We start from the raw sequence: 24,591 nt of genomic DNA, 5'->3' as shown, positions 1-24,591 counted from the left end.
GGGTGGCCGGCATCCGCGAGACGGCCGCCCAGCTTCCCGGCCGCGTCGAACTCGGCTACACCTCGGGCGCCGGCCCGCGGGTTCCCGACGTCGTGACGAACTCAACACGCTGGTTCTCGCACGCCGCCGGAGGGGCTGAACGGCCGAAGCTCCCGGGCGATCTCCGCGCGCAGCGCCCCGGGGGTGTCCTGCCGTCCGAAGATCGCCACCCGGACGGTGGCGCTGACATCACGGCCGGCGGAAGGGCTAGACGGCCGAAGCTCCCGGGCGATCTCCGCGCGCAGCGCCCCGGGGGGGCCCTGCCGTCCGAAGATCGCCACCCGGACGGTGGCGCTGACATCACGGCCGAGCCGATCACGCACCGGGCCAGGCAGTCGCGGATGCCGGGCCGGATCGACCTGTGCGTATGAGCCGGATCCTGGTGAGCCGGTCAACGGCATTCCGCGGGCGGCCCCGGTGCCCGACGTGCTGCGGTCGGCCGCGCTGATGTTCGTCGGGGTTCCTCGCGGTACGCGCCCGCTGGAGGGCTCGCGGTACGCGCCGGCTGGAGGGTGAGTGGGCGGCTCAGCCCGGCGGGCGCGACGCGGGCCCGACCCGGCAGCGGGTCGCGGTCTTCGGCGCGGCGGCACCTGTTCCGCGTACCGGAAAAGGAAGCGGAAGAGGTGCCGCCGGAGGGACCACCGGGGGTTTCAGCACCAGGTCAGCGTGGAGTTCGTCCTGGTGACGTTGCTGATGGTGTTGTTGCTGCCGGTGCAGGGGCTCCAGGTGATGCCGGTGTTGGACACCGTGAGGTTCTGCAGGCGGATGCCCGACGAGGGGGCGAATTCGGTGCGGTTGGCGATGCGGATCTCGCCGCCGCCGCTGACCGTGCCGGAGACGCCGGCGATGGTGGTGTTGTAGCAGTTCTCGAGCAGGATCGAGTTGTTGCCGGTGTTGGCGATGTCGACGCGGTCGATGGTGGCGCCGCCGCTCTCCGAGACGCAGAACACGCCCCGGCCGCCGCCGCGCGCCTTGACCGTGCCGACCTTGATGTTGTTGGGGTAGGCGTCGCCGATGCGGCCGTTGCGGTTGGCCATCCGGAAGGCGGCGTACCCGGTGCCGGTTCCGGCGTTGTCGGCGTCGACCGTGCCGACCGTCGCGTTGATCGTCTGGTTGAGCAGCAGGCCGGACTCGCCGACGCTGCGGGCCGTGACCGTGCCGATGGTGATGCCGTCGACGCCGTAGGTCTCGACCGCGTGCGAGCGGGCGCCGGAGACGTAGACGTTGTCGACGCGCACGTTGCGGGTCCACTGGCTGGTGTCGCCGCGGTTGTCGATGCGCACGCCGAGGCCGCCGCTGAGGCGCATGTCGATCTGCCCGAGCCACACGTTGGTGACGTTGCGCAGGAAGATGCCGTAGATCGGCGCGCCGGTCACGTTGAGGTACGGGACCTCGATGTTGCTGACGCCGCGCGCGTAGACCGGGGCGTAGTCGCCGCTGCCCGAGCCGGTCACGTTGATCGTGCCGCAGACCGACAGCGACGTGTAGCTCGCCAGGGAGATGCGGCTGCCGGCGGTCATGCTGCCGTTGCCGCGGACCACGACCCGCTGCATCGAGGTACGCCCGGCGGTGAGGCTGCCGATGCCGGCCTGCACGGCGGCGCGGAAGTCGGTGCCGGTGTAGACGGCGGTTCCGGCGCTGTTGCGGGCGGTCCAGGTGCTGCCGTTGACGGTCACCTCGGACTGGAAGGCGCCGCTGCCGCAGCCGGCCGAGCCACCGGTGCCGGTGCCGACCTGGACCATCTGCCACTGCTGGTTGGGGTTGCCGAGGTCGGCGTACTGGGCGATCTTGGCGCCGTCGGTGGTGGAGTGCTCCCACACCTCGACGGCCTTGCCGCTGTGCCGGTTGAGGAGGCGGACGTGGCCGCTGTCCGAGTCCTTCAGGGTGAACTGCTGGCGGGTGGTGCCGTTGTCGGTGTTCTGGACGAGCTGGGTGCCGTCGGTGGCGTTCGGCAACTCCAGGACCAGGCCGCTGTGCCGGCTGCGGATCTTGTAGTAACCACTGCCGACGTCGGTGAACTGCCACTGCTGCCGGTTGCCGTCGTTGCGGGTGAACTGGGCGATGCCCGCGCCGGCGGTGGTGGCCAGGTTGTAGACGTCCATGGCCTTGCCGCTGTTGCGGTTGACGAGGACGTACCAGGCCGCCGTGTTGACGGTGGCGGCACTGGCCTGCTGGATTCCGAGGGCCGCGCCCGCTCCGGCGAGCGTCGTGACCACGAGGGCGATGAGGGCGGCGCGCCAGCGCCGCCTCCGAACCGGGGATGACATTGGGGGATCCCTAGCTCAGATCGGGGAATGTGAGCGCTCACAGGATGCGCATCCGCCCCCATCGCAGTCAAGTTCGTCGATGCGTCAGCCGAGGGTGCAGCTCAGCCCGGCCGGCGTGGCGGCCGGTCCGTTGCCGACGAAACCGAACGTGGTGCTCGCGGCGGGCGCCAGCGCACCGTTGTGGGCCGCGTTGCGAACCGTCACCGCGGGCGTGCCGACCACCCCGTTCCACAGTGAGCCGACCGTGGTCCCGGCCGGATAGGTCCACTTCACCGTCCACGCGGCCCCGGCCGTCGTGCCGGTGTTCTTGACCGTGACCTCGGCCTGGAACCCACCGGTCCACGAGCCGATGGTCTTGAACGTGGCCGAGCAGCCCTGGTCGCCGCCGCCTCCCCCACCGCTGCCGGTGGTGACGGTGCGGCCGGCCGAGGCGGCGGAGACGTTACCGGCCGCGTCGCGGGCCCGGACGCTGAACGTGTACGCCGTGTTCGCGCTCAATCCGGTCGCCGTGTACGAGGCGGCCGACACGGTCGCCACCACGGTCCCGTTGCGCAGCACCTCGTAGGACGTCACGCCCACGTTGTCGGTCGACGCCGCCCAGGTCAGGGCCACGCTGTTCGCGGTCACCTCACCGGCGGCCGGCTGCCCCGGCGCGGTCGGCGCGGTGGTGTCGCCGTCCTCGCCGCCGTCGCCGTAGCGCTGACCGAGACTGATCCCGGTGGTGCTGCCGTCGCCGCCGAGCGGCACCTGATGGTCGAGTCCGACGAACTTTCCGTCGTGCTGCCACAGCGCCGGCTTGAGCAGCGCGTACTTCTGCTCGTCCCAGGTCTTCCAGTCGTCGAGCAGCAGACCGCCGGTGTCGCCGGAGTTGGGGTTGAGCACCCAGAACGTCTGGTGCAGCCGGTGCTCGGCGATCAGGTCACGCAGCGCGGTCATCCACTTGTCCTGGCGCACGTCCTGGCCGAGACGGCCGCCCCACTCGCCGATCAGCAGCGGCGCGGTGCCGTTCTCGTGCAGGTAGAACCAGTTGGGACGCCACACGTCGTCGGTGAGGCTGGCCTTGTCGAACGGCTTGTCGAACCACGGCTGATTGAAGACGAGCGGCCCGTAGTCGTGCGGCGAGTAGACCAACTGGTCCTGGTGCTGACCGAGATTGATCGGGTGGTCCTTGACTCCGCGCAGGTTGCCGCCCCACCAGTTGTAGTAGTAGTTCGGCGACAGGTCGGGGTCGGTGTTCGGCGAGTTCCAGGTCTCGCCCTCGCGCGGGTAGACCTCGTTGCCCTCGACCAGGATCAGCACTTTCGGGTTGATGGCCAGGATCCGCTTGGCGGCGGTCTCGGCGGTGTTCTTCCAGTTGTCGACGTCGGTCGAGTTGTCCCACTTGGCGCGGGCGGTGTCGTTCGGGGTGCCGTGCGGCTCGTTCTTCAGGTCGAAGGCGACGACCGTGTCGTTGGTCTTCCAGCGGGTGGCCGCCCACTCCCAGGCCTGGTAGTACAGCTCCGGGGTGATCGAGCCCTTGTACCAGACCGGGTGGATGTGCCCGGAGTTGTCAGCCTCGGCGGAGTGCACGTCGAGGAGGACCTTGATGCCGTACCTCTCGCACAGGTCCAGCCAGAACTCGAAGATCTCCAGGCTGTCCATGCCGGTCAGCTCGGGGTTGGCGTAGGTGTTCACGTTCGGCGCGGCGGCCTGCCCGTTCTTCCACTCCAGCAGCAGCTGGGTGGAGATCGGAACCCGGACCAGGTTGATGCCGCGGTCGGCCATCGACTCGGTGACCTGGGTGATGTTGGCCGACCACAGGCCGTGGAAGACCCGTTCGGAAGCGTTGAATCCGAACCAGTTCGCGCCGGTGAGCCAGACCGGATCTCCGGCTTCGTCGACGATCTGGTTGCCCTGCACGTGGAGCCAGTCGGATGCCGGCTCGGCCGCTGCCACCCCGGGCGCGGCCACGGCTGGCGCGGTGACGCCGCCGGTCAGCGCCAGGGCAAGTCCGGCTGCTGCGGCGGCCACGCGTCTCCTTGCTTGCCTGTCGAACACGCTGGAACTCCTTCATGGGGGATCGGGGACGGGTGCGCGGGAGCGCTCCCACGACATCCTGTAATCTCCTGGACACAAAACACAACCCTCAGCCATCAATGAACACCGAAGTCAGGAGAAGAGGCCCCGGCCTCTGAGTCCCTGCGCGCTCGCCCCGTCGGCACGGACCATGAATCGCCGACGGTCCCAGCCGGCGCCGCCGACACGCCGGCCGGCCTTCGGGTCGCGTCGCTGACCGCACAGGGCCGCTCGTCGCCTGATGGGAACGGAGGTGCCGGGTCAGCCGCCGGCAGACTCGGTGGGCTGCGGTCATTCGCGAATTCCGGGACGGATCGGACTGGTCGTGCCTACGGTGAAAGATGCCGCGCGATTGATATCCGGGAAGAAGGCCAACCATGTGGCGTAGCCCTCCGGTTTCCGGACATGGAGGCGCAAACTATCGAGCCATCATGATCATTCTTGCCTTCCTGACCGTCACCGTGCTCGCCATGGTCGACTGGTTCGCCGGCCGTGGGGTCATCATTCTGGGCAACCTCGTGGCGGGGCCCGCAATCGTCGCGGGGACAGGCCGCCCGAAAGCGGTATTGGCGGTCAGCGCATACACCGGCGTTGTGCTCAACGCAATGGTTTGGCATCCCAACCGGATTTGGGGTTCCGAGACACACATCTTCTACAACATCACAGGCGTGGCGGTGACGGTGTTGAGTTACCTCATCGCGGTGCAGGTACGGGCCGTGGAACGCGCCGGAGAAGTTGCGGACAGCCAATGGCGCATGCTCGCCGCTGTCGTCGCTCATTCAGACGACGCGATCGTCGCAGCCGACCTGGACGGCCGGATACTCGCGTACAACACAGGGGCCGAACGCCTGTACGGCTATCCCGCCGACGAGGTGGTCGGGTCCTCGGTCCAGGCGTTCGACGCGCTTACCGTTCCCGAGGGTGCGCCCGGCCCGAGCGCCGGGGAGATCATGGGCCGGATCGCCCTCGGTGAGGGCAGCATCCGGTTCGAGTCGGTTCGCGCTCACCGGGACGGGACCACGAAAGACGTCTCGATCGTCATATCGCCGGTACGGGATGAACATGGCGCCGTCGCGGGGGTGTCCGCGGTGACACGCGACATCAGCGCGGTCCGACGCGCCGAGGAACAAGCTCATCAGGCCCAGCGAATGGCCTCGCTCGGTCAGCTGGCCGGCGGCGTCGCCCACGATTTCAACAACCTGCTCGGCATCATGTTGACTTTCATCACTTTCGCCGAGGAAGCGGTCGCCGACCCGAGGGTGGCAACCTTGGCCCCGGACGCTTCCAGTGATCTGAACAAAGCCCGGCTGGCGGGACAACGTGCCGTCGATCTGACCCGGCAATTGCTGATGTTCACCCGTCAGGACACGGTGCGGCTGGAAAACCTCGACATGAACAGCTGCATCGCCGAAGTGCAGGCGATGCTGGGCCGGACCATAGGCGAGAACATCCGCCTGGTCGTCAGACCGGCACCCCAACCGTTGATCATTCACGCTGACGCCGGGCAGATCCAGCAGGTCCTGTTGAACCTCGCCGTCAATGCACGGGACGCGATGCCGGACGGCGGCACCCTCGTGGTCGAAGCGGCGGAAGCCACCTTGGATCGCGATCACGCGGACCTGCATCCCCCGCCGGCGGGTGGACGGTACGCACGGCTCCTGGTCAGCGACACCGGAACCGGGATGCCCCCCGATGTCGCAGCCCGAGTGTTCGAGCCGTTCTACACGACGAAGCCCAAGGGGCATGGCACCGGAATGGGGCTTGCCACCGTTTACGGCATCGTCACCGAATCCGGTGGCAGTATCAACATTTACACCGAACCAGGAATCGGCACGACCTTCCGGGTCTACTTCCCGATAGCGACCAGCAAGGTGGCCACCCAGGCCACCGCAGCGGGACCAGCCCTGACGTTGCCGGACAGCGCCGGGCGTACAGTATTGATCGTTGAGGACGAGGTCCTGCTCGGCGAATCCGTCAGCCGAATCCTGCGGAGCAGCGGCTACCGGACGCTGGTGGCGGACAGCGGCGAGAAGGCACTCGCTCTTGACGCCGAGCATGGCTGCGACCTGTTGCTCACCGACGTGATCATGCCGGAGATGTCCGGCCGCCAACTCGTCGAAAGACTGCAGCACCGGCATGGGCGTCGCCTGCCGGTGTTGTTCATGTCGGGCTACTCCGACGGGCTCCTCGGCCCCGCCCAGATCCTCGACGCGGGGATCGACTTCATCGAAAAGCCGTTCACGGCCGAACAGTTGCTCACCAAGGTCGGAGCTGTCCTCGCCGACCTGGACGCCGTCGCCACCGCGCCTCGAACCAACGGCGACGGAGACGGTGACGGCGACTGAACCGGCGCCGTGGGGTGGAGGCCACGGGGCCGGCTCCGCCCTCGCCGTCGGCGCGGATGCCCCCAGCCGGGCCCGCCGACCAGGCGCCTCCCCATCCAGCAGGATCACCGCGACGCCCAGCGCCGCCCACCCGAGCGCGGCGTAGCACCGGTACGGAGCCGGGAGCGCTTCCACTGACGGTATTTGATCTTCCGGTAACCGGGTTCGAGGCTTTCGGAAAAATGTCGGTGGCCGCTGCTACGGTCTGCGCCGTGACCATCAATCACTTCCTGACGACGTTCGCGGGTCTGCCCGTTGTAGATTTCGGCGGCGGGCCCGATCCGGCCGATCCCGCCGCCGTGGCGTGGCGCATCGACATGGAGGATTTCGAGGCCTCCGAGGAGGAGTTCGCCGCCGCCTTCGAGAAGATGCTGGAGCGCAGCGGCCCCGCCGGCCCCACCGCGCTCATCGTCGGCGAGTGGGGGTCCGCCTACGAGACCACCGCGCCGATCGAGCTGCTGGTCGGCAACGCGTCGCGGCTCACCGGTCTGCGCGCGTTGTTCCTCGGCGAGATGAGCTCCGAGCAGTGCGAGGTCTCCTGGATCCGGCAGGGCGACATCACCCCGCTGCTGACCGCCTTCCCCGCGCTGGAGCGGCTGTGGGTGCGCGGCGCCGAAGGCCTCGATCTGACCCCGCTGCGCCACGAGGGTCTGCGTGAGCTGGTCATCCAGTCCGGCGGCCTGCCCGCCTCGGTGGTCCGTGCGGTCGGCGCCTGCGACCTGCCCCACCTCACCCACCTGGAGCTGTGGCTCGGGGTGGCCGCCTACGGCGGCGACGCCGGGGCCGACGATCTCGAGCCGGTCCTGTCCGGCCGCACGCTGCCCGCCCTCACCCACCTGGGCCTGCGCAACGCGGAGATCGCCGAGGAGCTGGCCGCCGCGGTCGCCGCCGCGCCGGTGGTCTCACGTCTCACCAGCCTCGACCTGTCCCTCGGGGTCCTCGGCGACACGGGCGCGGCGAGCCTGCTGGCCGGGCAGCCGCTCACCCATCTGGAGTCACTGTCGCTGCACCACCATTTCATGACGCCGGAGATGGCCCAGCGCCTCGTCGACGACCTGCCCGGCGTCACGGTCGACGTCTCCGACCCGCAGAGCGAGGAGCGCTGGGGCCGCTACACCGCCGTGGCGGAGTAGATGCGGCTCGCCGTCGTCGGCAACCCGGCCAACCGCCGGGTCACCCTGTTCACCGCCGCCGCACGGCGGTCCGGGCTTCCCTCGCCGGCCGTCTATCCGTGGCGTGACCTGCTGCTCTCCGGCCACGGCCCCGGCCCCGGCGAGCTGGTGCGCATCGACTCGCCCGGCGAGGACGCCGAGGTGGACCGGCTGCTGCGCTCCCTCGGCAGCGGCCACCCGCAGACGACGGCCCGGCACGGCGAGATCCTCGGGACGGCGGCGGCCTTCGCCGGCCTGCGGGCCGCCCTCGACCGGATCACCGCGGGCGGCGGGCTGCCGCTCAGCCTGCCCGCGGACATCCTGACCATGACCGACAAGCGCCGGTGCCATGCCCTGCTGTCGTCGGCCGGGGTGCCGGTGCCGCCGGCGCTCACGCCTTCCAGCGTGGCGCCTCCCGCTCCCGCTTCGCCCTCCGGCGCCACCTTCTCCCCCGCCTCGCCGGCCTTTCCTGCTTCGCCCTCCAGCGCCACCTTCTCCCCCGCGGCGCCCGCCGGTTCCACCTCGTCGGCCTCGCCTTCTTACGCAGCGCCTTCCTGGCCCACCTCGTCGGCCTCTTCTGTGACGTCTTCCTCCCTCTCCTCGGTGTCCTCGCCGCTGCGCGCTCTCCCCACCTCGGCCAGTTCGGCGGCCGACCGGAGCCCTTTCCCGGCCGGGGGATTCGACGGCTACGGGTCGCTGCGGGCGGCGATGCGGGCGGCCGGGTGGAGCCGGGTGTTCGTGAAGCCCGCCCACGGCTCGTCAGCCTCCGGAGTGGTGGCCCTCGCCACCGCCGGGCGGCGGGTCACCGCGATCACCTCGGTCGAGCTGAGCGGCGGGTCCCTCTTCAACAACCTGCGGGTGCGCCGTTACGACGACGAGTCCGCCATCCGCACGATCATCGACCGGCTGGCGCCGGACGGGCTGCACGTCGAGCAGTGGTTCCCGAAGGCGTCCCTCGGTGACCGGGTCGTCGACCTGCGGGTCGTCACGATCGCCGGCCGGCCACGGCACGTGGTGGTCCGGACCAGCCGGTCACCGATGACGAACCTGCACCTCGGCAACGCCCGCGGCGACGTCGAGGCGGTGCGCGCGGCCGCCGGGGAGCGGTCCTGGAGCGCCGCCATGGAGACGTGCGAGCGAGTGGCGGCGTGCTTTCCCCGTACCCTGCAGGCCGGTGTTGATCTGATGTTCCGGGTCGGTTGGCGGGACCATGCGGTGGCCGAGGTGAACGCGTTCGGCGACCTGCTGCCCGGCGTGCTCGTGGACGGTCTGGACACGTATGGCGCGCAGGTGGCCGCCATCCCCTCGTGGGCGGGCGCGGCGTGCGCGAGCTGATCGGCAGTCATGATCTGCTGTTCGTCACGCTGGACACGCTGCGGTTCGACGTGGCGCAGCGGTGCCTGGCCGACGGGCGCACCCCACGGCTGGCGAAGGTGCTGCCCGGCGGCGTGTGGGAGCGGCGGCACAGTCCGGCGACTTTCACGTACGCGGCGCATCACGCGTTCTTCGCCGGTTTCCTTCCCACGCCGGTGGCGCCGGGGCCGCACGAGCGGCTGTTCGCGGCCCGGTTCGGCGGCAGCGAGACGAGCGGCCCACGGACGTTCGTGTTCGACGCCCCCGATCTGCCGGCCGGGCTGGCCGCCGCCGGATATCACACGGTCTGCCTGGGCGGGGTGGGTTTCTTCAACCCGGCCGCGCCGCTGGGCCGGGTGCTGCCGGGCCTGTTCGCCGAGTCGCATTGGGAGAAGGCGTTCGGGGTGACCGCGCCCGACTGCCTCGGCGCCCAGCTGGACCGGCTGGAGTCGATCGTGGCCGGGCTGCCCCGGGAGCGGCCGCTGTTCACGTTCCTCAACGTTGCGGCGATGCATCAGCCCAACCGGCACTACGTCCCCGGCGCGACGGCGGACTCGGTGGAGACCCACGCGGCCGCTCTGGAGTATGTGGACGGGCGGCTCGGCAGACTGTTCGCGCTGGCCGGTGGGCGCGGACGGCCCTGCCTGGTGATCATCTGCTCGGATCACGGCACCCTCTACGGCGAGGACGGTCACGTCGGTCACCGGGTCGCGCACGAGACGGTGTGGACCGTGCCGTTCGCCGAGTTCGTTCTGGAGCCTTCATGAGCCTCGACGCATCGCCCTACCAGGGATATCTGTATGCGTACCCGCACAAGACCGCCTACCGGAGACTCGACCCGCGCCCGCTGTTGAGCGACGTGTGGGCGGGCGAGCGGCAGGACTCCCTTTTCGGGTACGTTCATCTGCCGTTCTGTGAGATGCGGTGCGGGTTCTGCAACCTGTTCACCCGCGCCAACCCACCGGACGAGCAGGTGACCGCCTACCTCGCACAGTTGCGCTGGCAGGCGTCCGAGGTCCGCGACAGTCTCTCCCCCGGCGCCGTCTTCTCCCGGCTGGCGATCGGTGGTGGCACCCCCACCTATCTGACCGCGCCCGAGCTGTCCGAACTGTTCGACATCCTCGGCGGCGTCTTCGGCACGGCCGCGGTCCCGCTGTCGGTGGAGACGTCCCCGGCGACCGCGACACCCGACCGGCTGGCGGTGCTCGCCGGCCACGGGGCGACCCGGATCAGCATCGGCGTGCAGAGTTTCCTCGACGCGGAGGCCCGTGCCGCCGGCCGGCCACAGCGACTCGGCGAGGTTCAGGCCGCGCTGTCGGCGATCCGGGAAGCGCGGATCCCGGTGCTCAACATCGACCTGATCTACGGCATCGACGGGCAGACCCCGGCCACCTGGCAGCATTCGCTCGACGAGGCGCTGCGCTGGCGGCCCGAGGAGCTGTACCTGTATCCGCTCTACGTGCGCCCGCTGACCGGCCTGGGCCGGCGCGCCCACGCCCGCGCCGACTGGGACCGGCAGCGCCAGGAGCTGTACCGGCAGGCGGTCGGCGTGCTCACGGCCGCCGGTTACGTGCGGCATTCGATGCGCCAGTTCCGCCGGGCCGGCGCGCCCGAGCCGGACGGCCCCGACTACTGCTGCCAGGACGACGGCATGGTCGGGCTGGGCTGCGGCGCCCGCTCCTACACGACGGAACTGCACTATTCGTTCGACTACGCGGTCGCCGTCCCCGGGGTCCGCGCGGTTCTCGACGACTATCTCTCCCGGCCCCGAACCGACTTCCGGTACGCGGAGATCGGCTTCCACCTGGACGCCCTCGAACAGCGGCGGCGCTGGCTGCTCAAGGCGCTGCTGCGGGCCGAGGGGATGGACTCGGCCGCCTATGTCACCCGGTTCGGCACCGCCCACACCGCCGACTTTCCCCGGCTGGCCGAGCTGGTGGACCGTGGCTGGCTGAACCCGGCCCGGACCCGCCTCACCGATGAGGGCCTGGCCTGGTCCGACGCCATCGGCCCGTGGCTGGTCTCCAGCGGAGTCCGCGAGGCGATGCGGGGTTACGTCCTCCGGTGACCGGCCACGACGACCTTTACGTGCTCTATCGTGGGCCGCTCGCGAGCTGCAACTACGACTGCCCCTACTGCCCGTTCGCCAAGCGGGTGGACCCGCCCGGTCTGCTGCGTGCCGACCGTGCCGCCTTGGAACGCTTCACCGGCTGGGTGGAGTCCACCACCGACCGGCGGCTGTCGGTGCTGTTCACCCCGTGGGGCGAGGGACTCTCCCGCTCCTGGTACCGCGACGCCATGGTGCGCCTGTCCCACCTGCCGCACGTGGCCCGGGTCGCGATCCAGACCAACCTGGCGGCCCGCACCGGCTGGCTGGCCGGGGCCGACCGCCGGGCCGTCGCGCTGTGGGCCACCTATCACCCGGGTGAGGTGACCCGGGACCGGTTCCTGACCCGCTGCGCCGAACTCGGCGACCTCGGCATCCGCTACTCGGTCGGCGTCGTCGGCCTCCCCGCCCACTACGACGAGGCGACGGCGCTGCGCTCGGCGCTGCCGCCCACGGTGTACCTGTGGGTCAATGCCGCCGACGCCCACGTCTACACCGCCGAGGAGGAACGCCGGTGGACCGCCCTCGACCCCCGTTTCGGCGACAGCGTCCGGCCGCACGCGTCGCTGGGCCTGCCCTGCCACGCCGGTGAGACGGCCATCTCGGTGCTCGGCGACGGCACGGTACGCCGCTGCCACTTCATCCAGGAGCCGATCGGCAACCTCTACGACGGCTCGTGGCGTGCGGCCCTACGGCCACGCCCGTGCACCAACTCGCTGTGCGACTGCCATATCGGCTACGTGCACCTCAAACCCCTGCGCCTACGTGATGTCTACGCCGACGGCCTGCTCGAACGCATCCCCGCGGTGTGGCCCCTGTCCTGACCCCTCGACCGACGCCGGCACCGCCTCGCCCGCGTGACAGCCTCGCCCGCGTGACAGCCTCGCCCGCGTGACAGCCTCGCCCGCCGGCACCAGTCCGCCTCCGACGGTTCTCGCTCCACGCGGCCTCAACAGCCCGGCCGGCATCGCCCGCCACCTACGGTGACCGAGTCGGTGGCGCACTCGTGCCCGTATCTCTGGCGCACCACGATGCGTGAGTCGCGGCGGACCTTCGGCGTCAGCGTGATTTCGCACTCGAAGTCGTCGGACAGCAGCGGCGCCGGCAGCGGCGCCTCCTCGGCGAAGCCGAACCCGACGCTGGTGTTTCGCGACGTGGATGTGGCGCCGGTTCTCGGCCTCGTCGATCGATGCGCCAGCAAGTCACCCAGCCGAGGGAACCCGCCACACCGTTGGACCACCCGCACCAGGTGGAGCCAGAAGAGGTTCGACTACTGGGGCCGGAACCATTTCTTCAAATCACCCGGCGCTGCGGGGGCGAGACGCCCGCCGAATCCTCGGCTGCTTCGGTCGCTCCCCGGCTGAGGAACGCTGTTGCGGTCAGGTCTGGATCAAGGGCTGGTACTCGTTCTCGGTCAGGCCGAACGTCCACGCCACGCCCTCGCGAGCCGAGCGGGTCCGGGGTGGGACGCGCAGCCAGTAGACGCGGCTGGTGCCGTCGGGCTCAGGGGTGGAATTGATCACCTCGACCATCGCCAAGGGTTCGTCGCCGGGAAGGTCGAGCCACCACAGTGTGCCGGTCTCGTCGGCGCTCATCCGGCGGGCGCCGGCCTCACGCAGGTAACGCTCGTAGCCGAAGTGCTCCAGCATCACGCGGCGGATCTCGGCGTTCGTCTCCCGGCGGACCCGGTCGACGGTCAGCGACGGCAGCTCGGCCGCCAGGGCGGAGGGGATCGGCATGCCGCGCCAAGCCCACAGACCGTAGCCGTCGGCGAACTCCATGGCCGGGCCCTCGCCACGGTGCATCCGGCCCACGTTGTCCCGGGCCAGGGTGACGGGACGTTGGGTCAGCACGGCGACCCGCTCGAAGGCCCACCACCAGCCGCTGTGCCGTGCCACCCGAGCCAGGCCGGCGAGCCCCGCGCTCAGGCCGGCCTCGGGGCACAACCGTGCCGCGGCCTCGAACGTGCTCAGCCAGGGCCCGTCGTGCTGCCCGTAGACGGCGTCGAGCACCACCGGACCGGCGCCCGGCAGATCGGCGGCGAGGTCCTCACTCAACCGGGACCGCAGCCGCCCCGCGACCATGTCCATCACCAGCGGCCAGGATCTGCGCCCGGCCGCGGCGCTGAGCTGGGCCCATCCATCCGCGCCGAGCGCGGCGAGAGCCGCTTTCCGGGCCGCTGCCCACGGCGCTGTCCGCACCCGGCCGCGCACCGGCCGGCCGGCGCTCTCCCCCGGCGCCCAGCCCTGCCGGCGGAGGCCTGCGTGCGCCTCGGCGAACCACGGTGGCGACTCGGGGCCCGGCTCGGCGCGGCCGGACAGCAGCGCCGCGGCGGCCGCCCCGGAACGCGGCGAGCCGAACCAGTGGATCCGCTCGGGTGGCGGGGCGCCGGCGAGACGGTAGGCCTCCCTGACGCCCTCCTCGGCCGCCGCCCGGTCGGCCGGGCCGGTCTCCGTCGCCGTTGCCAGCCACTGGTCCTCGATGGCCGCGGCCATCGATTCCTGCGCGTGGGTCAGTCGCACCGCCGCCCCCTCAGTCCGCGACCGGCCGGAAAGCGCCCGGAATGTACTCCCGCTGGCGCACCACCCGGTAGCACCCGGCCGGGAGCGGGATCGGGCCGTGCTCCTCGTGGGTGACCCGGCCGTGCGCCGGGACCTCGAGGAACATCCGCTCCGGGTCGTCGAGGTCGGCCAGCAGCTGGAGACCCGGCCCACCGACCACATGCGCGTGACCGGTCGCCTCGCCGCGGGCCAGCACCATCCGCCCGCGCCGGTCACGTGGCACCGGCGCACAGGCCGGCACGTCGCCCTCCGGCACCGGGATGATCAGCACATCGCCCTGACGATACATCGGGCCTCCTCAGCAGCACTTTCTCTGTCGCGAAGGACGCTACCGAGGGGGTACGACACTTTTCGGCGAGCCGGGTTCCCGGTGGCACGGGGCGTCTCACGGGCGTCCCGTGCCACCGGGGCACCGTGAAATCAGAGGCGGATCCGCTGGCCGGTGAAGATGAGGCCGGGGCTGGGGATGCGGTCCTTGTTGAGGGCGTAGAGCGTACGCCAACCGCCCTTGATCTTGAATTTGCGGGCGATCGAGGCGAGCGTGTCGCCGGAGCGGACCACGTAGATCTTGCCGCTCGGCTTCTTGACTGCGGGCTTCTTGGCGGCGGGCTTCCTCGTGCTGGTCTTCTTGTAGACGCCGGGCTTCTTTCCGCAGGTGGGCCATGGGCTCAGGCCGCGCTTCCGGTAGAGCTTCTCGGCGATCGCGATCTGTTCGGCCTTGCTGGCCTTGTCGGCGGTCGGCGCGTACTTGCCGCCGCCGTTCGCCTTCCACGTGCTGCGGCTGAACTGCAGGCCGCCGTAATACCCGTTTCCGGTGTTGATGTGCCACCTGCCGCCGGACTCGCACTTGGCGAGAACGTCCCAGTTGACCTGGCGGGCCGCCTGGGCCGGGGTCGCCGGGGCGAGCAGAAGGCCGGCTCCGGTCACACCGGCGGTCACCAGACCGAGGGCAAGGCGCGTTCGTCTACCGATCCGAGACATGGATTTTCCTCCACGCCTACGAGGTGAGCTGTCGGGTTCGGGCAGAGTGGCCCGGCCGTTTCACACACGGCTTCACCCCGAGGCGCGCACGGCGCGCCGGAAATCGTGGGTCCCCCGCTCCTGCCGTCGATTCGTGTCTGTGAACGGTGGCAGGATTCGGCGGTCCGTCCACAGTGCCCGCCGTACGCGGGACGGCCCGACGGTAACCACGGTGAATGGATGAATGCCAAGTCTCACGCCGGGGATAGTGACGTTCTTCTCAGTATTCGCCCGATTTGATCTTGTTTTCGCCCAGGAATAACCGGCACGGGGGTTATTCCTGTTTAGAGCGGCTTTTCGTCCCACATCAGGACCCCTGCCGGCGGGCGCGCCATCTCCGGCCCGGGGCAGAATCGAGATCATGGAACCACCCGAGATGATCAATGCCGGGGACCTCGTTCTCAAACGCTGGGAGCCGGAGTGGGCCGCGGAACTGGCGGTCGCCGTCCAGGAGTCGTTGCCCGAGTTGAGGCCTTGGCTGCCGTTCGCGAACGAGGACTACGGCATCGAACAGGCTCGCGACTTCATCGCCCGGAACTTCGACGGCGACGACTTCAACTACGCGATCTTCACGACGGTCGGGGAGCTGATCGGATCGATCGGCCTGATGACCCGGATGGGGCCGGACATCCTGGAGGTCGGCTACTGGATTCGTACGCCGTACGCCGGCCGCGGCCACACAACCGCCGCCGTTCGGGTGATCACCCGTGTGGCCCTGACCCTGCCCGGCATCGAGCGGGTGGCGATCCGCCACCATCCGGCCAACGCCGGGTCGGCCGCGGTCGCCGCCAAGGCCGGTTTCGCCGAGACCGGCCGCGACGGCGACGACGTCATCCGGGAGTACCGCGGCGCTTGACTCTCCTGTCAGGGGAGACTCGATCCTCGGTGAGGAACGGAGGAACCACATGGACGATCTGATCCCGATCGGGCGCTTTTCCCTGATGAGCCGGCTGTCGATCAAGGCGCTGCGCTTCTACGACGAGCAGGGCCTGCTGACCCCGGCCTGGGTCGACCCGTCGTCCGGCTACCGCTACTACCGGCGAGCGCAGGCCGGCCAGGCCGAGGCGATCCGGGTACTGCGCCAGATCGACATGCCGATCGGGGAGATCCACGATCTGCTGTCGTCCAAGGACCCGGAGATCATCGGCAAGCGCCTGCAGGATCACCGGGAACGGCTACGGGCCCGGCTCGACGAGCAGGAGCGCATGCTGCGGTTCCTCGAACGACTCATCGATCAAGGAGGATTTACCATGCCATACCAGGTGACGGCCAAACAGATCGACACCCGTGCGGTGGCGGCCCTGCGCCTGCACACCAGTCTCACCGCGATCGGCGCCGACATGGCCCGCGGCTTCGGCACCCTGGTCAGCGCCATCGGCACGGCCGGCGCCTCGCCCACCGGAGCGCCGTTCGTCATCTACCACAACGTCATCGACGAGCGGATCCCCGGCGACATCGAGATCTGCATCCCGGTCCCGGCGGGCACCCGGTTCCCGGACGGCCCGGTCGTCTTCCGTGAGGTCCCGGGCGGGCCGGCGGCGACCACCGTCCACCGGGGGCCGTACCAGGAGATCTCCCCCGCCTACCATGGGGTCTTCGCGTGGATCGAGGACGAGGGCCGTAAGCCGTCCGGGCCGCCGTGCGAGGTCTACCTCAACGATCCGCAGACCGTCGCGCCGGAGGATCTGCTCACCGAGGTCCAGTTCCCGATCGACCGTCTCTGATTCCACGGCGCGGGGATCCAGGCCGATGACGACCCGGATCCCTGTCGGTGCCCCAATAGGCCATAGCTTGGCCCGGCTGCCCTTCCCGGACCAGGCTCGCGGGGGCACGGCGTGACGGCCGGCCCACCCGCCCGATCCGGCCACGCCCACGAAGCCGGGCCACGCCCGCGAAGCCGGGCCACGCCCTCCAAGCCGGGCCACGCCCTCCAAGCCGGGCCACTGGCTCAAAGACGAGCTGTGACCGCAGAGCCGTTGGTCCGCGGCGCGGGGACGAGACGGTCACGGTGGCTCGTGGAGGTGGCCCGGCCCTCGACCGCCTGGAAGCCGCACGACGTCAGCGTGTGCGGGCGCAGCAGCATCGACGTGGGCACCGGGGCGATCTCCCGCCAGGCGAAACACTCCCGGATGATCTGGGCGTTCTCGCCACCGGTGATCTCCCGGTCGGCTTCGAGGATGGCGCGGAGCATGCCGTGGTAGGTCAGGAAGTCGGGAGAGATGCTGCCCCAGGTGACGGCCAGCAGCCGGCCCAGGTAGTCACGGGCCCGCAACAGCGAGTCCTTGAACGCGCCCTCGTTGCCGGTGTAGGCGGCCGTGAACTCGGCCTGGATCTCGTCGAGGTCCTGTGCCGTGCCGGGCAGGTTCGTCGACCGGATCCGCAGGTCGTCGTTGATCAGCTTCTTGGCGACCAGGTCGTGCTGGAACACCTCGACCATGGTGTCGAAGATCGCGCCGGTCAGCGGCAGCGAACGGTCGTGCGGCTCGTCGCCGATGTCCGACATCCGCATGCCGTTGAAGGCGACCCGGATCTCCCGGCTGTCCGACAGCTCCCCCACCCGGTCCAGGCCGTTGATGGTGAGCAGGTTGCCCTTCGTCGCCTCGAGCAGGTGATCGACGAGCGAGTGGAAGTGCAGTGACGCCACGATCGCCACCAGGTCACCGGCCGACTCGTGCATGCCGCCGTAGTCGATGCCCTCGTCGAACGGGCTGGCCGGCACACCGACCTCGGCGAAGATGATGCTGTGCCCCAGCTCGTGGGCGAGCACGTCGAAATTCTCACAGAACGGCCGGGTGTGGTCGATCGTCCCGTTCGGTGACCGGCCGAACCCGAATTCGAGGAACCCGTACCCCGACTGCGCATTGTTCCACTCGATCAACGGAATCAGTTCCAGCCGATCGAAATCGGACTCGAAATGCCAATGAATGGTGTGCCCGAAATAGTCCTCCCAGATGTCCAGGACCCGGCGCACGGTCGCGTACATCGTCGCCGCCGAGAATTCCCGGCTCGCCGGATCCAGGTGATCGAAATGCCCGTCGCCGTTGGGCTGAATCGGGGGGCGCGCGTCACCCCGGAACGGTGGCCGGAAGAAATTGTTGTAGGGCAGTTTGCCGATGGCGTCGATCACGAACATCCGGTCGTCGCCCGGTCCGGGCCGCATGACGGACGGTTCGACCGAGACGACCACCGGCTCGGGCTCCGGGAAGAGCGGCCCCGATCCGTCCGCTTTCTGAAGGAATCGGGGTTGCGGAAAGATCCGGAATCGGGTGCCGACATCCGCGAGCCTGCGATCCAGTTCCAAAGACATGAGAGCCTCCGGCCGCCGTTGATTTTCTGAGAGCCTCCAGCGGATTCCTCAGCAGCGGCAAAGTCAACGCACCTGTCCAAGAACCATCCGAAAGACGCGGTGCCCGGCTGTTCCCGGGCCGACGCCCGACGCGACGGGGCGTGGGTCAGCCCACGCCACCCAGCACTCTGAGCAATGCCCCGGTGAGATGTTCGGCAGCCTCCTCGGCGCTCCAGCCGAGTGTCCGGGTCAGGTCCACGACCACCCGCTCATCGAAGATCGTCACCCACATCAGCACCGCGAACCGCACGTCCTGCCGCGGCACACCGCCCGACTCGATGGCCGCCTCCACCAGCCGGGCGAGCCGTTCGTACAGTCCGCCGACGAACGAGTCCTCGGCCCCACGCCGCGCCAGCACACCCCGCGGTGACCGAATGTGCACAGCCGCCGCACCCCATCGCGACGCCTGCGCCACCCATTCCCGGCAGACCGCGCGCACGCCGTCCAGCGGATCCGTGGCCTCCGGCAGACGGTCGAAGGCCTCCAGCAGATCCGCGATCAACTCGGCGAAGAACGCGTCGACCGCGCTCGCCGTATCGGAGAAGTTCCGGTAGGCGGTCGCCGTCGAGACCCCGGCCAGCCCGGCCGCCTCCGCCAGCGAGAATCCCGGCCCGCGCTCGGCCAGCAACTCACCCACCGCGGCCAGCAGCGCCGCACGCCGCAATCGCGCGTCCCCGCGGCGTGGCCGCTCCCGAGCATCCGCCGCCGACATGCCGAAATCCTAAAGACCGAACCCGTTCCCGGTACGGGCACACCTCCCACAAACGCGACGCCACCGTCCCGCCGAGCCCCGCGAGGCCACTGCCACGCAAGGCCGCAACGCGCCCTACGGCGCGAGTGGGGGGTCACCCGAACACGGCCTCCGGCCGGCCGTGCGCGCCGCCTCACACCCGCCGGAACAGCACCAACAACCAGCAGGAACTCCGGCCGGCCGTGAGCGCCGCGCACGCCCGCCGGAACAGCACCAGCAGCCGGCTGGAACCCTCGGCCGGCCGTGAGCGCCGCCTCACGGCCGGCCGACAGGGTGCTGACGGCCGGCCGTACAAGACCGGTCGCTGAGCGGACCGTCGACCACGGTCGTGTGATGGTCAGTGGGGAAACATGGCGGGCGCCAGGCCGTAGCGGGGTGGCAGGTCGGGCCAGCTCAGGGGGTGGCCGTCCAGGAGGCCCGGTGGGCTGATGCCGGTCCAGCCGTCGCCGAGCGGGATCCGGTACTCCTCGGTGTTCGGGGGCGCGTCGTCCGTACCGGAAGGGTGGGGTTGATCCAGAAGCCAGGCCGCGGTCGCGGCGAGCGAGACGGAGACGTGTGCGGCGGGGCCACCGCGGGCCCGCGCGGCGAGGGCGGTGAGCGTGCCGGCGGCGAGCAGATAGCCGGTGGCGTGGTCGAGCATCTGGCACGGGAGCGTGCCGGGACGGATGCCGTCGGGGCTGGTCGCCCAGCCGATGCCGGTGGCGATCTGGACCAGGCTGTCGAAGCCGCGGCGGCCCGCCCGCGGGCCGGTGTCTCCCCAGGCGCAGAGGGTGGCGACGATCGTGCCGGGGTGGCGTTCGGCGATCTGGTCCGGTTCGAGGCCCAGCTTGCGCAGCGCGCCCGGGCGGTAGCCGGTGACCACCACGTCGGCGTGGTCGACCAGGCTGTGCAGCAGCCGCGCGCCCTCGACGGTGGTGGCGTCGATCTCGGTGCTGGCCTTGCCGATGACGCCGTCGACGGCGTGCATCGGTAGTTCTGGACGGTTCGGGTCGTCGACGCGCAGAACGTCGGCGCCGAGGGCGGCCAGCATCCGGGTGCCGGCCGGTCCGGCGATCACCCGGGTCAGATCGAGGACCCGCACCCCGGAGGCGGGCAGCGGACCCGGCGGAAAGGACACCGGGGCGGCGCCGGCGGCGACGGGGGCGATCGACACCAGCGGCGGGCTGGACGGATGTTCGGTGCGCCACTGCTGGGCGGTTCGGGCGGCCACCGCGAGGCCGCCGGCGGCGTAGACCCGGCGTTCCACCTCGGCGGCCGGGAGGGCGGCGATCGCCGGTCCCGGGTCGTCCGGCACGCCGAGCGCGGTCAGCAGCGCGGCCCGGTGCCACGGGTAGTTGGCGTGGGTGCGCACCCACCCGTCGGCGGCCGGCCACAGGCGGGACAGGGGCGCGAACCCGCCGATGCCGTTGCCGGCGGCGTCGCGCAGATGCGCCTCGCTGCGCATCACGGCCGCCACGTGCCCGGTGTCCAGGGCGATGTGCGGCCGGCGGCCGGTGCGGGCGGCCGACAGTTCCCCGGCGGCGGCGAGGCAGGCGGCCACCGAGGCGACCGCGCAGTCGCCGACGGCGAGCGGCGAGGCGAACACCGGGCCGCCGGTCACGTGCGGGGCGGCGTGCGCGGGCAGGCCGAGGGTTTCCAGCACGCCGGTGAGGCAGGCGCCGGGGTCGGCGGGGCGGGCCGGGTTCTGGTGTCGCTGCTCCACCCCGCCATCATGCCAACCGGTAGCGTGACGGGCATGACGGGTTTCGGGGGACGACCGGACGTGGAACTGGCGCTGGTGCTGGACTGCGCCGACCTGGACCGGGCTGCCGCGTTCTGGGGCGGGGTGCTCGGCTGTCCGGCGCCGCCGGCCGGGACGCACGGCACCTACCGGCAGCTGCGGCCCGCCGACGACAACGGGCTGGAGCTGCTGTTGCAGCGGGTTCCGGAGGCGCACACCGTCAAGAACCGGCTCCATCTGGATCTGCGGGTGCCGGATCTGGACGCCGAGGTGAAGCGGGTGACGGCGCTGGGCGCGCGCCGGATCACCGAGGAGCCGGTCGAGGAGGACGGCTGGACGTGGCACGTCCTGGCCGACCCGGACGGCAATGAGTTCTGTGTGCTCCAGCCGCCGGCTCAGCAGTAGCCGGAGGGGCACTCGCCGCTGGCGAGCAGCTCGTACTGACGGCACTTGGGGCAGCGGGGCGGCTCGGGGCGGGGCGCCGGTTTCACGGCTTTCGGCTTCGCGGCGGCCCGGGTGGTGGTCGCGCCACCGGTGGCGGCGGCCCGGGTGCGCGGGGTCGCCACCTTGCGGCCGGCGGCGGTCTGCTCGACGGCCTCCACTGCGGCGGCCAGCAGCGCGTCGTAGTTGGCGTCGATCAGATACGCCTCGACGTGCACCGAGGTGACCGGCTCGTCGTCCTTCACGTAGGCGCCGTCGATGGCGAGCGCCACCTCGTTGGCCCGCTGCTGGTCGAGGGCCAGGTCGATGCCGCCGGGGTGGATGTGCACCGCGATGGCGTTCGTCTCCTTGGGTCGCACCTGCAGGGAGCGGCCCGAGGGCCGCACGTCCACGCTGGTGCGGCCGCGAAGCTCCAGCAACAATCGTGCCACCGACGGAGCCGCGCCCATGTCAGCGGGCTCAATCCCGTACGTGTCCATCTGCCCTCCGCTCAACGACGCCCGGGGGTGTCGGCAGGTACCGCAGGTGAGCCTATCCCGGGCCGGGCGGCTCGATGGCGCCGGACGCGCACCGCTGTGTGCTTCGACACGCGAAGATCGACGTGCCTGCTCACGCGCTACCCGGCCGGGGGACGCGCGGGGAAGGCGTTGTGACCCGCCCCCGGTTTTCCGCGGCTGTAACGGAGCCGAAAAAATCTTCCCGGAGGATGAGAACTGAGAAAACGTTCTCAGTTACTCGGGAGGCTGTCATGTCCACGAAGGCCAGGGTCGCGGTCATCGGCGCGGGAGCGGTCGGCACGGTCGTCGCGGCGGCGGCGGTCGATGCTGGGCACGATGTCGTCGTCTGCGCGCGGCGGCGTCCGCCGCGACTGGTCGTCGAGCGGGCCGACAGCGTCCGCGAGCTGGACGTCCCGGTGCTGGTCGACCCGGGCGAGGCGACCGAGGTGGACTGGGTGCTGCTCGCCACGAAGGCGCAGGACGCGGCCGGGGCGGCGGCCTGGTTCGGGCCGCTCGTGGGGCCGGACACGACCGTGGTGGTGCTGCAGAACGGGGTGGATCACGCGGAGCGGATCGGCCCGCTGGTGCCGGGTGGCACCCGGGTGCTCCCGGCTCTGGTCTACGTGGCGGCCGAGTCCCTGGGGCCGGGCCACGTGCTGCACCGCATGGGCGCCCGGATCACGGTGCCCGCCGCGCCCGGGACGGCCGGGGACACGGCCCGGGCCACGTTCAGCGAGGAGCCGGCCGGACCGGTCGCCGAGCTGTCGAAGACCGATCCGGCGGACCGGTTCACCGCGCTGCTGGACGGATCCTGGCTGCATGTGGAGCGGGTGGCCGACTTCCCCACGGCGGCGTGGCGCAAGCTGCTGACCAACGTCGGGGCCAACCCGGTGACCTCGCTGACGATGAAGCGGATGTCGGTGATCCAGCACGAGCCGGCGGTCCGGGAGCTGACCCGCGCGCTGCTCGGCGAGGCGATCGCGGTGGGCCGGGCCGCCGGGGCCGCGCTGTCCGACGCCGACGTCGAGCACACGCTGGAGATCTACGAGGGGTTCGCCCCCGACGACGGCACGTCGATGCTCTACGACCGGCTGGCGGGGCGGGCCACCGAGCACGAGCTGATCACCGGCGCGGTGGTCCGGCTGGGCGAGCGGCTGGGTGTGCCGGTGCCGCTGAACCGGGCGATCCTGGCGCTGATGCACGGGGTGAACCACAAGTAGGTCACGGCATCCGGACCGACAGGACACCCTGGACCGGGGTGGTGACCTGGGTGACCACCCCGGTACGCACGTTCCAGGTGATCAGGCCCTCCCGGTCGGTCTTCGCCAGCAGCAGGTCGCCGCCGATCCATTCGAGGACCGCGCAGCAGCCCTTGGTGCGCCCGTGGCCGAGGTCGAGGATCCGCTCCACCACACCGGTCCGCGCGTTGACGACCGTCAGCATCTCGGGCCTCCTGCCCCAGGCGGCCGCCGCCACCCGGCCGGCGCCGTCGGGCACGGCGGGGCCGTACCACTCGCTGATCCGGTAGCCGCCGGGCAGGGCGCTCTCGTCGATCGGCGCTTCCCACGCCGGCGACGGGTCGCCGAGCACCCAGCCGCGGGCCATCCGCTTCTCCTCGGAGGCGACGAGTTCGACGAGCGCCCCGGAGGTGACCTCGCGGCTTCCGGCGCTGCTCCACGCCGAGATCCCGGCAGGTTCGGGAGTGACCGTGCCGGTGCGCCAGTCGACCCGGACCACGCCGGGCCCGTTCGCGCCGACCAGGACGGTCCCGTCGCCCCACCACATGACCTTCTCCTGGTAGCCGGGCACCGGGATGCGGTGGGCCTTGCCGGTGGTCAGATCGATGACGACCAGGGCCTGCGGCTGGGGCACGGCGACCCGGCGCCCGTCCGGGGAGAGCGAGGTGGAGCGCAGCGCGTACGCCTGATTGCCGTCCTCGTCGCGGGTGGGACCGAGGTCGCCCACGTCGATCCGGGTCCACCGACCGTCGAGGCCGAGCACGTGCGGGGCGTCGTCGAGATCCCCGGTGGACTCGGTCCGCTGGAGGACCGCGACGGCCCGGTCCACCGGATGCCGGGACAGTCGCGGTGCGTCGGCCGGGATGGTCAGCGTCTCCGGGAAGGGCGGCAGGGTTCCGCGCGCCGGGTCGGCCGGCATGGCGTCGACGCCGGGCGCGACGGCGACCGCGGACGGCGACACGGCCGGCGGCGCGGGCCTGCGGTCCCCGTCGCCGCCGAGCGGGACGGCCACCGCGACGGCCGCGGTGAAGGCGGCCACTCCGGCGGTCAGGCGACGGCGGCGGCGGACCCGGCGGGCGGTGGCCCAGGCGGTCGCGGCGAGCGACGGCGCGGGGACCCCGGACGAGGTCTCCTCGAGCAGTTCGGTGAGCCGGTTCGTTCCCATCGTCAGCCCTTCCCGACCATCTCGCCGAGCTCCGGCGCGAACTCCCGGAGTTTGCGCAGACCCGCGCTGGCCTGGCTCTTCACCGTTCCGACCGTGACGCCGAGGATCTCGGCGGTGCGCGCCTCGGTGAGGTCGTCGAAGTACCGCAGCACCAGCACGGCCCGCTGGCGTGGCGGCAGTCTGCGCAGCGCCGCCGCGAAGAGCAACCGGCTGGGCACGTCCTCGCCGCGCTCGGAGCGCTCCGGCGGTGCGTCGCTGAGGTCCTCGCGCCGGCGGCGGCGCCACCAGGAGACGGCGTCGCGGTAGATGACCGTCCGCAGGAACGCCTCCGGGTCGCCGTCGCGGACGCGGCTCCACCGCAGGGCGAGTTTGACGAGAGCGCCCTGCAACAGGTCCTCGGCGAGGTGGTGGTCGCCGCAGACGAGGTACGCCGAGCGCAGCAGCCGGTGCTGGCGTGCCTCGACGAAGGCGGCGAAGTCGGTGTCCACACCATTGG

General features: G+C 71.0%; 21 protein-coding genes, 1 pseudogene and 1 riboswitch. Of the genes and pseudogenes, 11 read left to right on the top strand and 11 right to left on the bottom strand.

Annotation, left to right across the window (positions count from 1 at the left end):
- Positions 1 to 410 (top strand): annotated as a pseudogene (locus tag AB0I88_RS33610) (hypothetical protein); the annotation flags it as partial.
- A 279-nt stretch (positions 411 to 689) separates the two neighbouring features.
- On the opposite strand, the gene AB0I88_RS33605 reads toward AB0I88_RS33610, so the two are convergent.
- The gene (locus AB0I88_RS33605) at positions 690 to 2,306 is read right to left on the bottom strand and encodes an RICIN domain-containing protein (RefSeq protein ID WP_361034038.1); all 1,617 of its coding nucleotides are present in this window, start codon (positions 2,304 to 2,306) and stop codon (positions 690 to 692) included.
- A gap of 84 nt (positions 2,307 to 2,390) precedes the next feature.
- Positions 2,391 to 4,283 (bottom strand): cellulase family glycosylhydrolase, encoded by a 1,893-nt coding sequence (locus AB0I88_RS33600; RefSeq protein ID WP_361034041.1) that lies wholly within the window; start codon positions 4,281 to 4,283, stop codon positions 2,391 to 2,393.
- A 509-nt stretch (positions 4,284 to 4,792) separates the two neighbouring features.
- On the opposite strand from AB0I88_RS33600, the gene AB0I88_RS33595 reads away from it, so the two are divergent.
- From AB0I88_RS33595 to AB0I88_RS33570, 6 genes are all read left to right on the top strand, one after another.
- Positions 4,793 to 6,706, top strand: a complete 1,914-nt coding sequence (locus AB0I88_RS33595; protein WP_361034035.1) for an ATP-binding protein — start codon at positions 4,793 to 4,795, stop codon at positions 6,704 to 6,706.
- 251 nt (positions 6,707 to 6,957) lie between these two features.
- Positions 6,958 to 7,878, top strand: a complete 921-nt coding sequence (locus AB0I88_RS33590; protein ID WP_361034032.1) for an STM4015 family protein — start codon at positions 6,958 to 6,960, stop codon at positions 7,876 to 7,878.
- Positions 7,879 to 9,231 carry an STM4014 family protein gene (locus AB0I88_RS33585; protein ID WP_361034029.1) on the top strand — a complete coding sequence of 451 codons (1,353 nt, stop codon included), beginning with the start codon at positions 7,879 to 7,881 and terminating at the stop codon, positions 9,229 to 9,231.
- Positions 9,219 to 10,016: an STM4013/SEN3800 family hydrolase gene (locus AB0I88_RS33580; protein ID WP_361034026.1), complete on the top strand. Its 798-nt coding sequence runs from the start codon at positions 9,219 to 9,221 to the stop codon at positions 10,014 to 10,016. Before AB0I88_RS33585 ends, AB0I88_RS33580 begins: the two co-directional genes overlap by 13 nt.
- A complete protein-coding gene (locus tag AB0I88_RS33575) occupies positions 10,013 to 11,317 on the top strand; it encodes an STM4012 family radical SAM protein (protein ID WP_361034023.1) in 1,305 nt (434 codons plus the stop codon). Before AB0I88_RS33580 ends, AB0I88_RS33575 begins: the two co-directional genes overlap by 4 nt.
- A complete protein-coding gene (locus tag AB0I88_RS33570) occupies positions 11,314 to 12,180 on the top strand; it encodes an STM4011 family radical SAM protein (protein WP_361034020.1) in 867 nt (288 codons plus the stop codon). Before AB0I88_RS33575 ends, AB0I88_RS33570 begins: the two co-directional genes overlap by 4 nt.
- A gap of 555 nt (positions 12,181 to 12,735) precedes the next feature.
- Here the strand turns inward: AB0I88_RS33570 and AB0I88_RS33565 are convergent.
- The 3 genes from AB0I88_RS33565 to AB0I88_RS33555 form a co-directional block, all read right to left on the bottom strand.
- Positions 12,736 to 13,878: a DUF6745 domain-containing protein gene (locus tag AB0I88_RS33565; RefSeq protein ID WP_361034018.1), complete on the bottom strand. Its 1,143-nt coding sequence runs from the start codon at positions 13,876 to 13,878 to the stop codon at positions 12,736 to 12,738.
- Between the two features lie 10 nt (positions 13,879 to 13,888).
- Positions 13,889 to 14,206, bottom strand: coding sequence for a hypothetical protein (locus AB0I88_RS33560; protein WP_361034015.1), 318 nt, complete (start codon positions 14,204 to 14,206; stop codon positions 13,889 to 13,891).
- Between the two features lie 131 nt (positions 14,207 to 14,337).
- A complete protein-coding gene (locus AB0I88_RS33555) occupies positions 14,338 to 14,856 on the bottom strand; it encodes a transglycosylase family protein (protein ID WP_361034012.1) in 519 nt (172 codons plus the stop codon).
- Positions 14,857 to 14,896: 40 nt separating this feature from the next.
- Positions 14,897 to 15,070: riboswitch (cyclic di-AMP (ydaO/yuaA leader) on the bottom strand.
- A 228-nt stretch (positions 15,071 to 15,298) separates the two neighbouring features.
- On the opposite strand from AB0I88_RS33555, the gene AB0I88_RS33550 reads away from it, so the two are divergent.
- Both AB0I88_RS33550 and AB0I88_RS33545 read left to right on the top strand, forming a co-directional pair.
- Positions 15,299 to 15,793: a GNAT family N-acetyltransferase gene (locus AB0I88_RS33550; protein ID WP_361034009.1), complete on the top strand. Its 495-nt coding sequence runs from the start codon at positions 15,299 to 15,301 to the stop codon at positions 15,791 to 15,793.
- A gap of 49 nt (positions 15,794 to 15,842) precedes the next feature.
- The gene (locus AB0I88_RS33545) at positions 15,843 to 16,661 is read left to right on the top strand and encodes a MerR family transcriptional regulator (RefSeq protein ID WP_361034006.1); all 819 of its coding nucleotides are present in this window, start codon (positions 15,843 to 15,845) and stop codon (positions 16,659 to 16,661) included.
- Positions 16,662 to 16,885: 224 nt separating this feature from the next.
- Here AB0I88_RS33545 and AB0I88_RS33540 read toward each other — a convergent pair whose 3' ends face one another.
- The 3 genes from AB0I88_RS33540 to AB0I88_RS33530 all read right to left on the bottom strand — a co-directional run bounded on the left by AB0I88_RS33540 (position 16,886) and on the right by AB0I88_RS33530 (position 20,736).
- Positions 16,886 to 18,244 carry a hypothetical protein gene (locus AB0I88_RS33540; RefSeq protein ID WP_361034003.1) on the bottom strand — a complete coding sequence of 453 codons (1,359 nt, stop codon included), beginning with the start codon at positions 18,242 to 18,244 and terminating at the stop codon, positions 16,886 to 16,888.
- 145 nt (positions 18,245 to 18,389) lie between these two features.
- Positions 18,390 to 18,995 carry a TetR/AcrR family transcriptional regulator gene (locus AB0I88_RS33535; protein ID WP_361034000.1) on the bottom strand — a complete coding sequence of 202 codons (606 nt, stop codon included), beginning with the start codon at positions 18,993 to 18,995 and terminating at the stop codon, positions 18,390 to 18,392.
- Positions 18,996 to 19,371: 376 nt separating this feature from the next.
- Positions 19,372 to 20,736, bottom strand: coding sequence for a CoA transferase (locus tag AB0I88_RS33530; protein ID WP_361033997.1), 1,365 nt, complete (start codon positions 20,734 to 20,736; stop codon positions 19,372 to 19,374).
- Positions 20,737 to 20,769: 33 nt separating this feature from the next.
- Here AB0I88_RS33530 and AB0I88_RS33525 point away from each other — a divergent pair, with 33 nt between their 5' ends.
- Positions 20,770 to 21,159 (top strand): VOC family protein, encoded by a 390-nt coding sequence (locus AB0I88_RS33525; protein WP_361033994.1) that lies wholly within the window; start codon positions 20,770 to 20,772, stop codon positions 21,157 to 21,159.
- Here the strand turns inward: AB0I88_RS33525 and AB0I88_RS33520 are convergent.
- Entirely contained in the window at positions 21,150 to 21,626 is a 477-nt protein-coding gene (locus tag AB0I88_RS33520; RefSeq protein ID WP_361033992.1) for a hypothetical protein, read from the bottom strand. The genes AB0I88_RS33525 and AB0I88_RS33520 overlap by 10 nt on opposite strands.
- Before the next feature lie 317 nt (positions 21,627 to 21,943).
- On the opposite strand from AB0I88_RS33520, the gene AB0I88_RS33515 reads away from it, so the two are divergent.
- Positions 21,944 to 22,912 carry a 2-dehydropantoate 2-reductase gene (locus tag AB0I88_RS33515; RefSeq protein ID WP_361033989.1) on the top strand — a complete coding sequence of 323 codons (969 nt, stop codon included), beginning with the start codon at positions 21,944 to 21,946 and terminating at the stop codon, positions 22,910 to 22,912.
- Position 22,913: 1 nt separating this feature from the next.
- On the opposite strand, the gene AB0I88_RS33510 is transcribed toward AB0I88_RS33515, so the two are convergent.
- Together AB0I88_RS33510 and AB0I88_RS33505 are read right to left on the bottom strand one after the other, a co-directional pair.
- Positions 22,914 to 24,095 carry a hypothetical protein gene (locus AB0I88_RS33510; protein ID WP_361033986.1) on the bottom strand — a complete coding sequence of 394 codons (1,182 nt, stop codon included), beginning with the start codon at positions 24,093 to 24,095 and terminating at the stop codon, positions 22,914 to 22,916.
- A gap of 2 nt (positions 24,096 to 24,097) precedes the next feature.
- Positions 24,098 to 24,583 (bottom strand): SigE family RNA polymerase sigma factor, encoded by a 486-nt coding sequence (locus AB0I88_RS33505; protein ID WP_361033983.1) that lies wholly within the window; start codon positions 24,581 to 24,583, stop codon positions 24,098 to 24,100.
- Positions 24,584 to 24,591 lie beyond the last annotated feature (8 nt).

Origin of the sequence: Actinoplanes sp. NPDC049802, from assembly GCF_040656595.1 — a bacterium.
In the GTDB taxonomy this organism is placed as follows: domain Bacteria; phylum Actinomycetota; class Actinomycetes; order Mycobacteriales; family Micromonosporaceae; genus Actinoplanes.
Note: the sequence above shows the minus strand (reverse complement) of the source record. Positions and strands in the feature narration are given on the sequence as shown.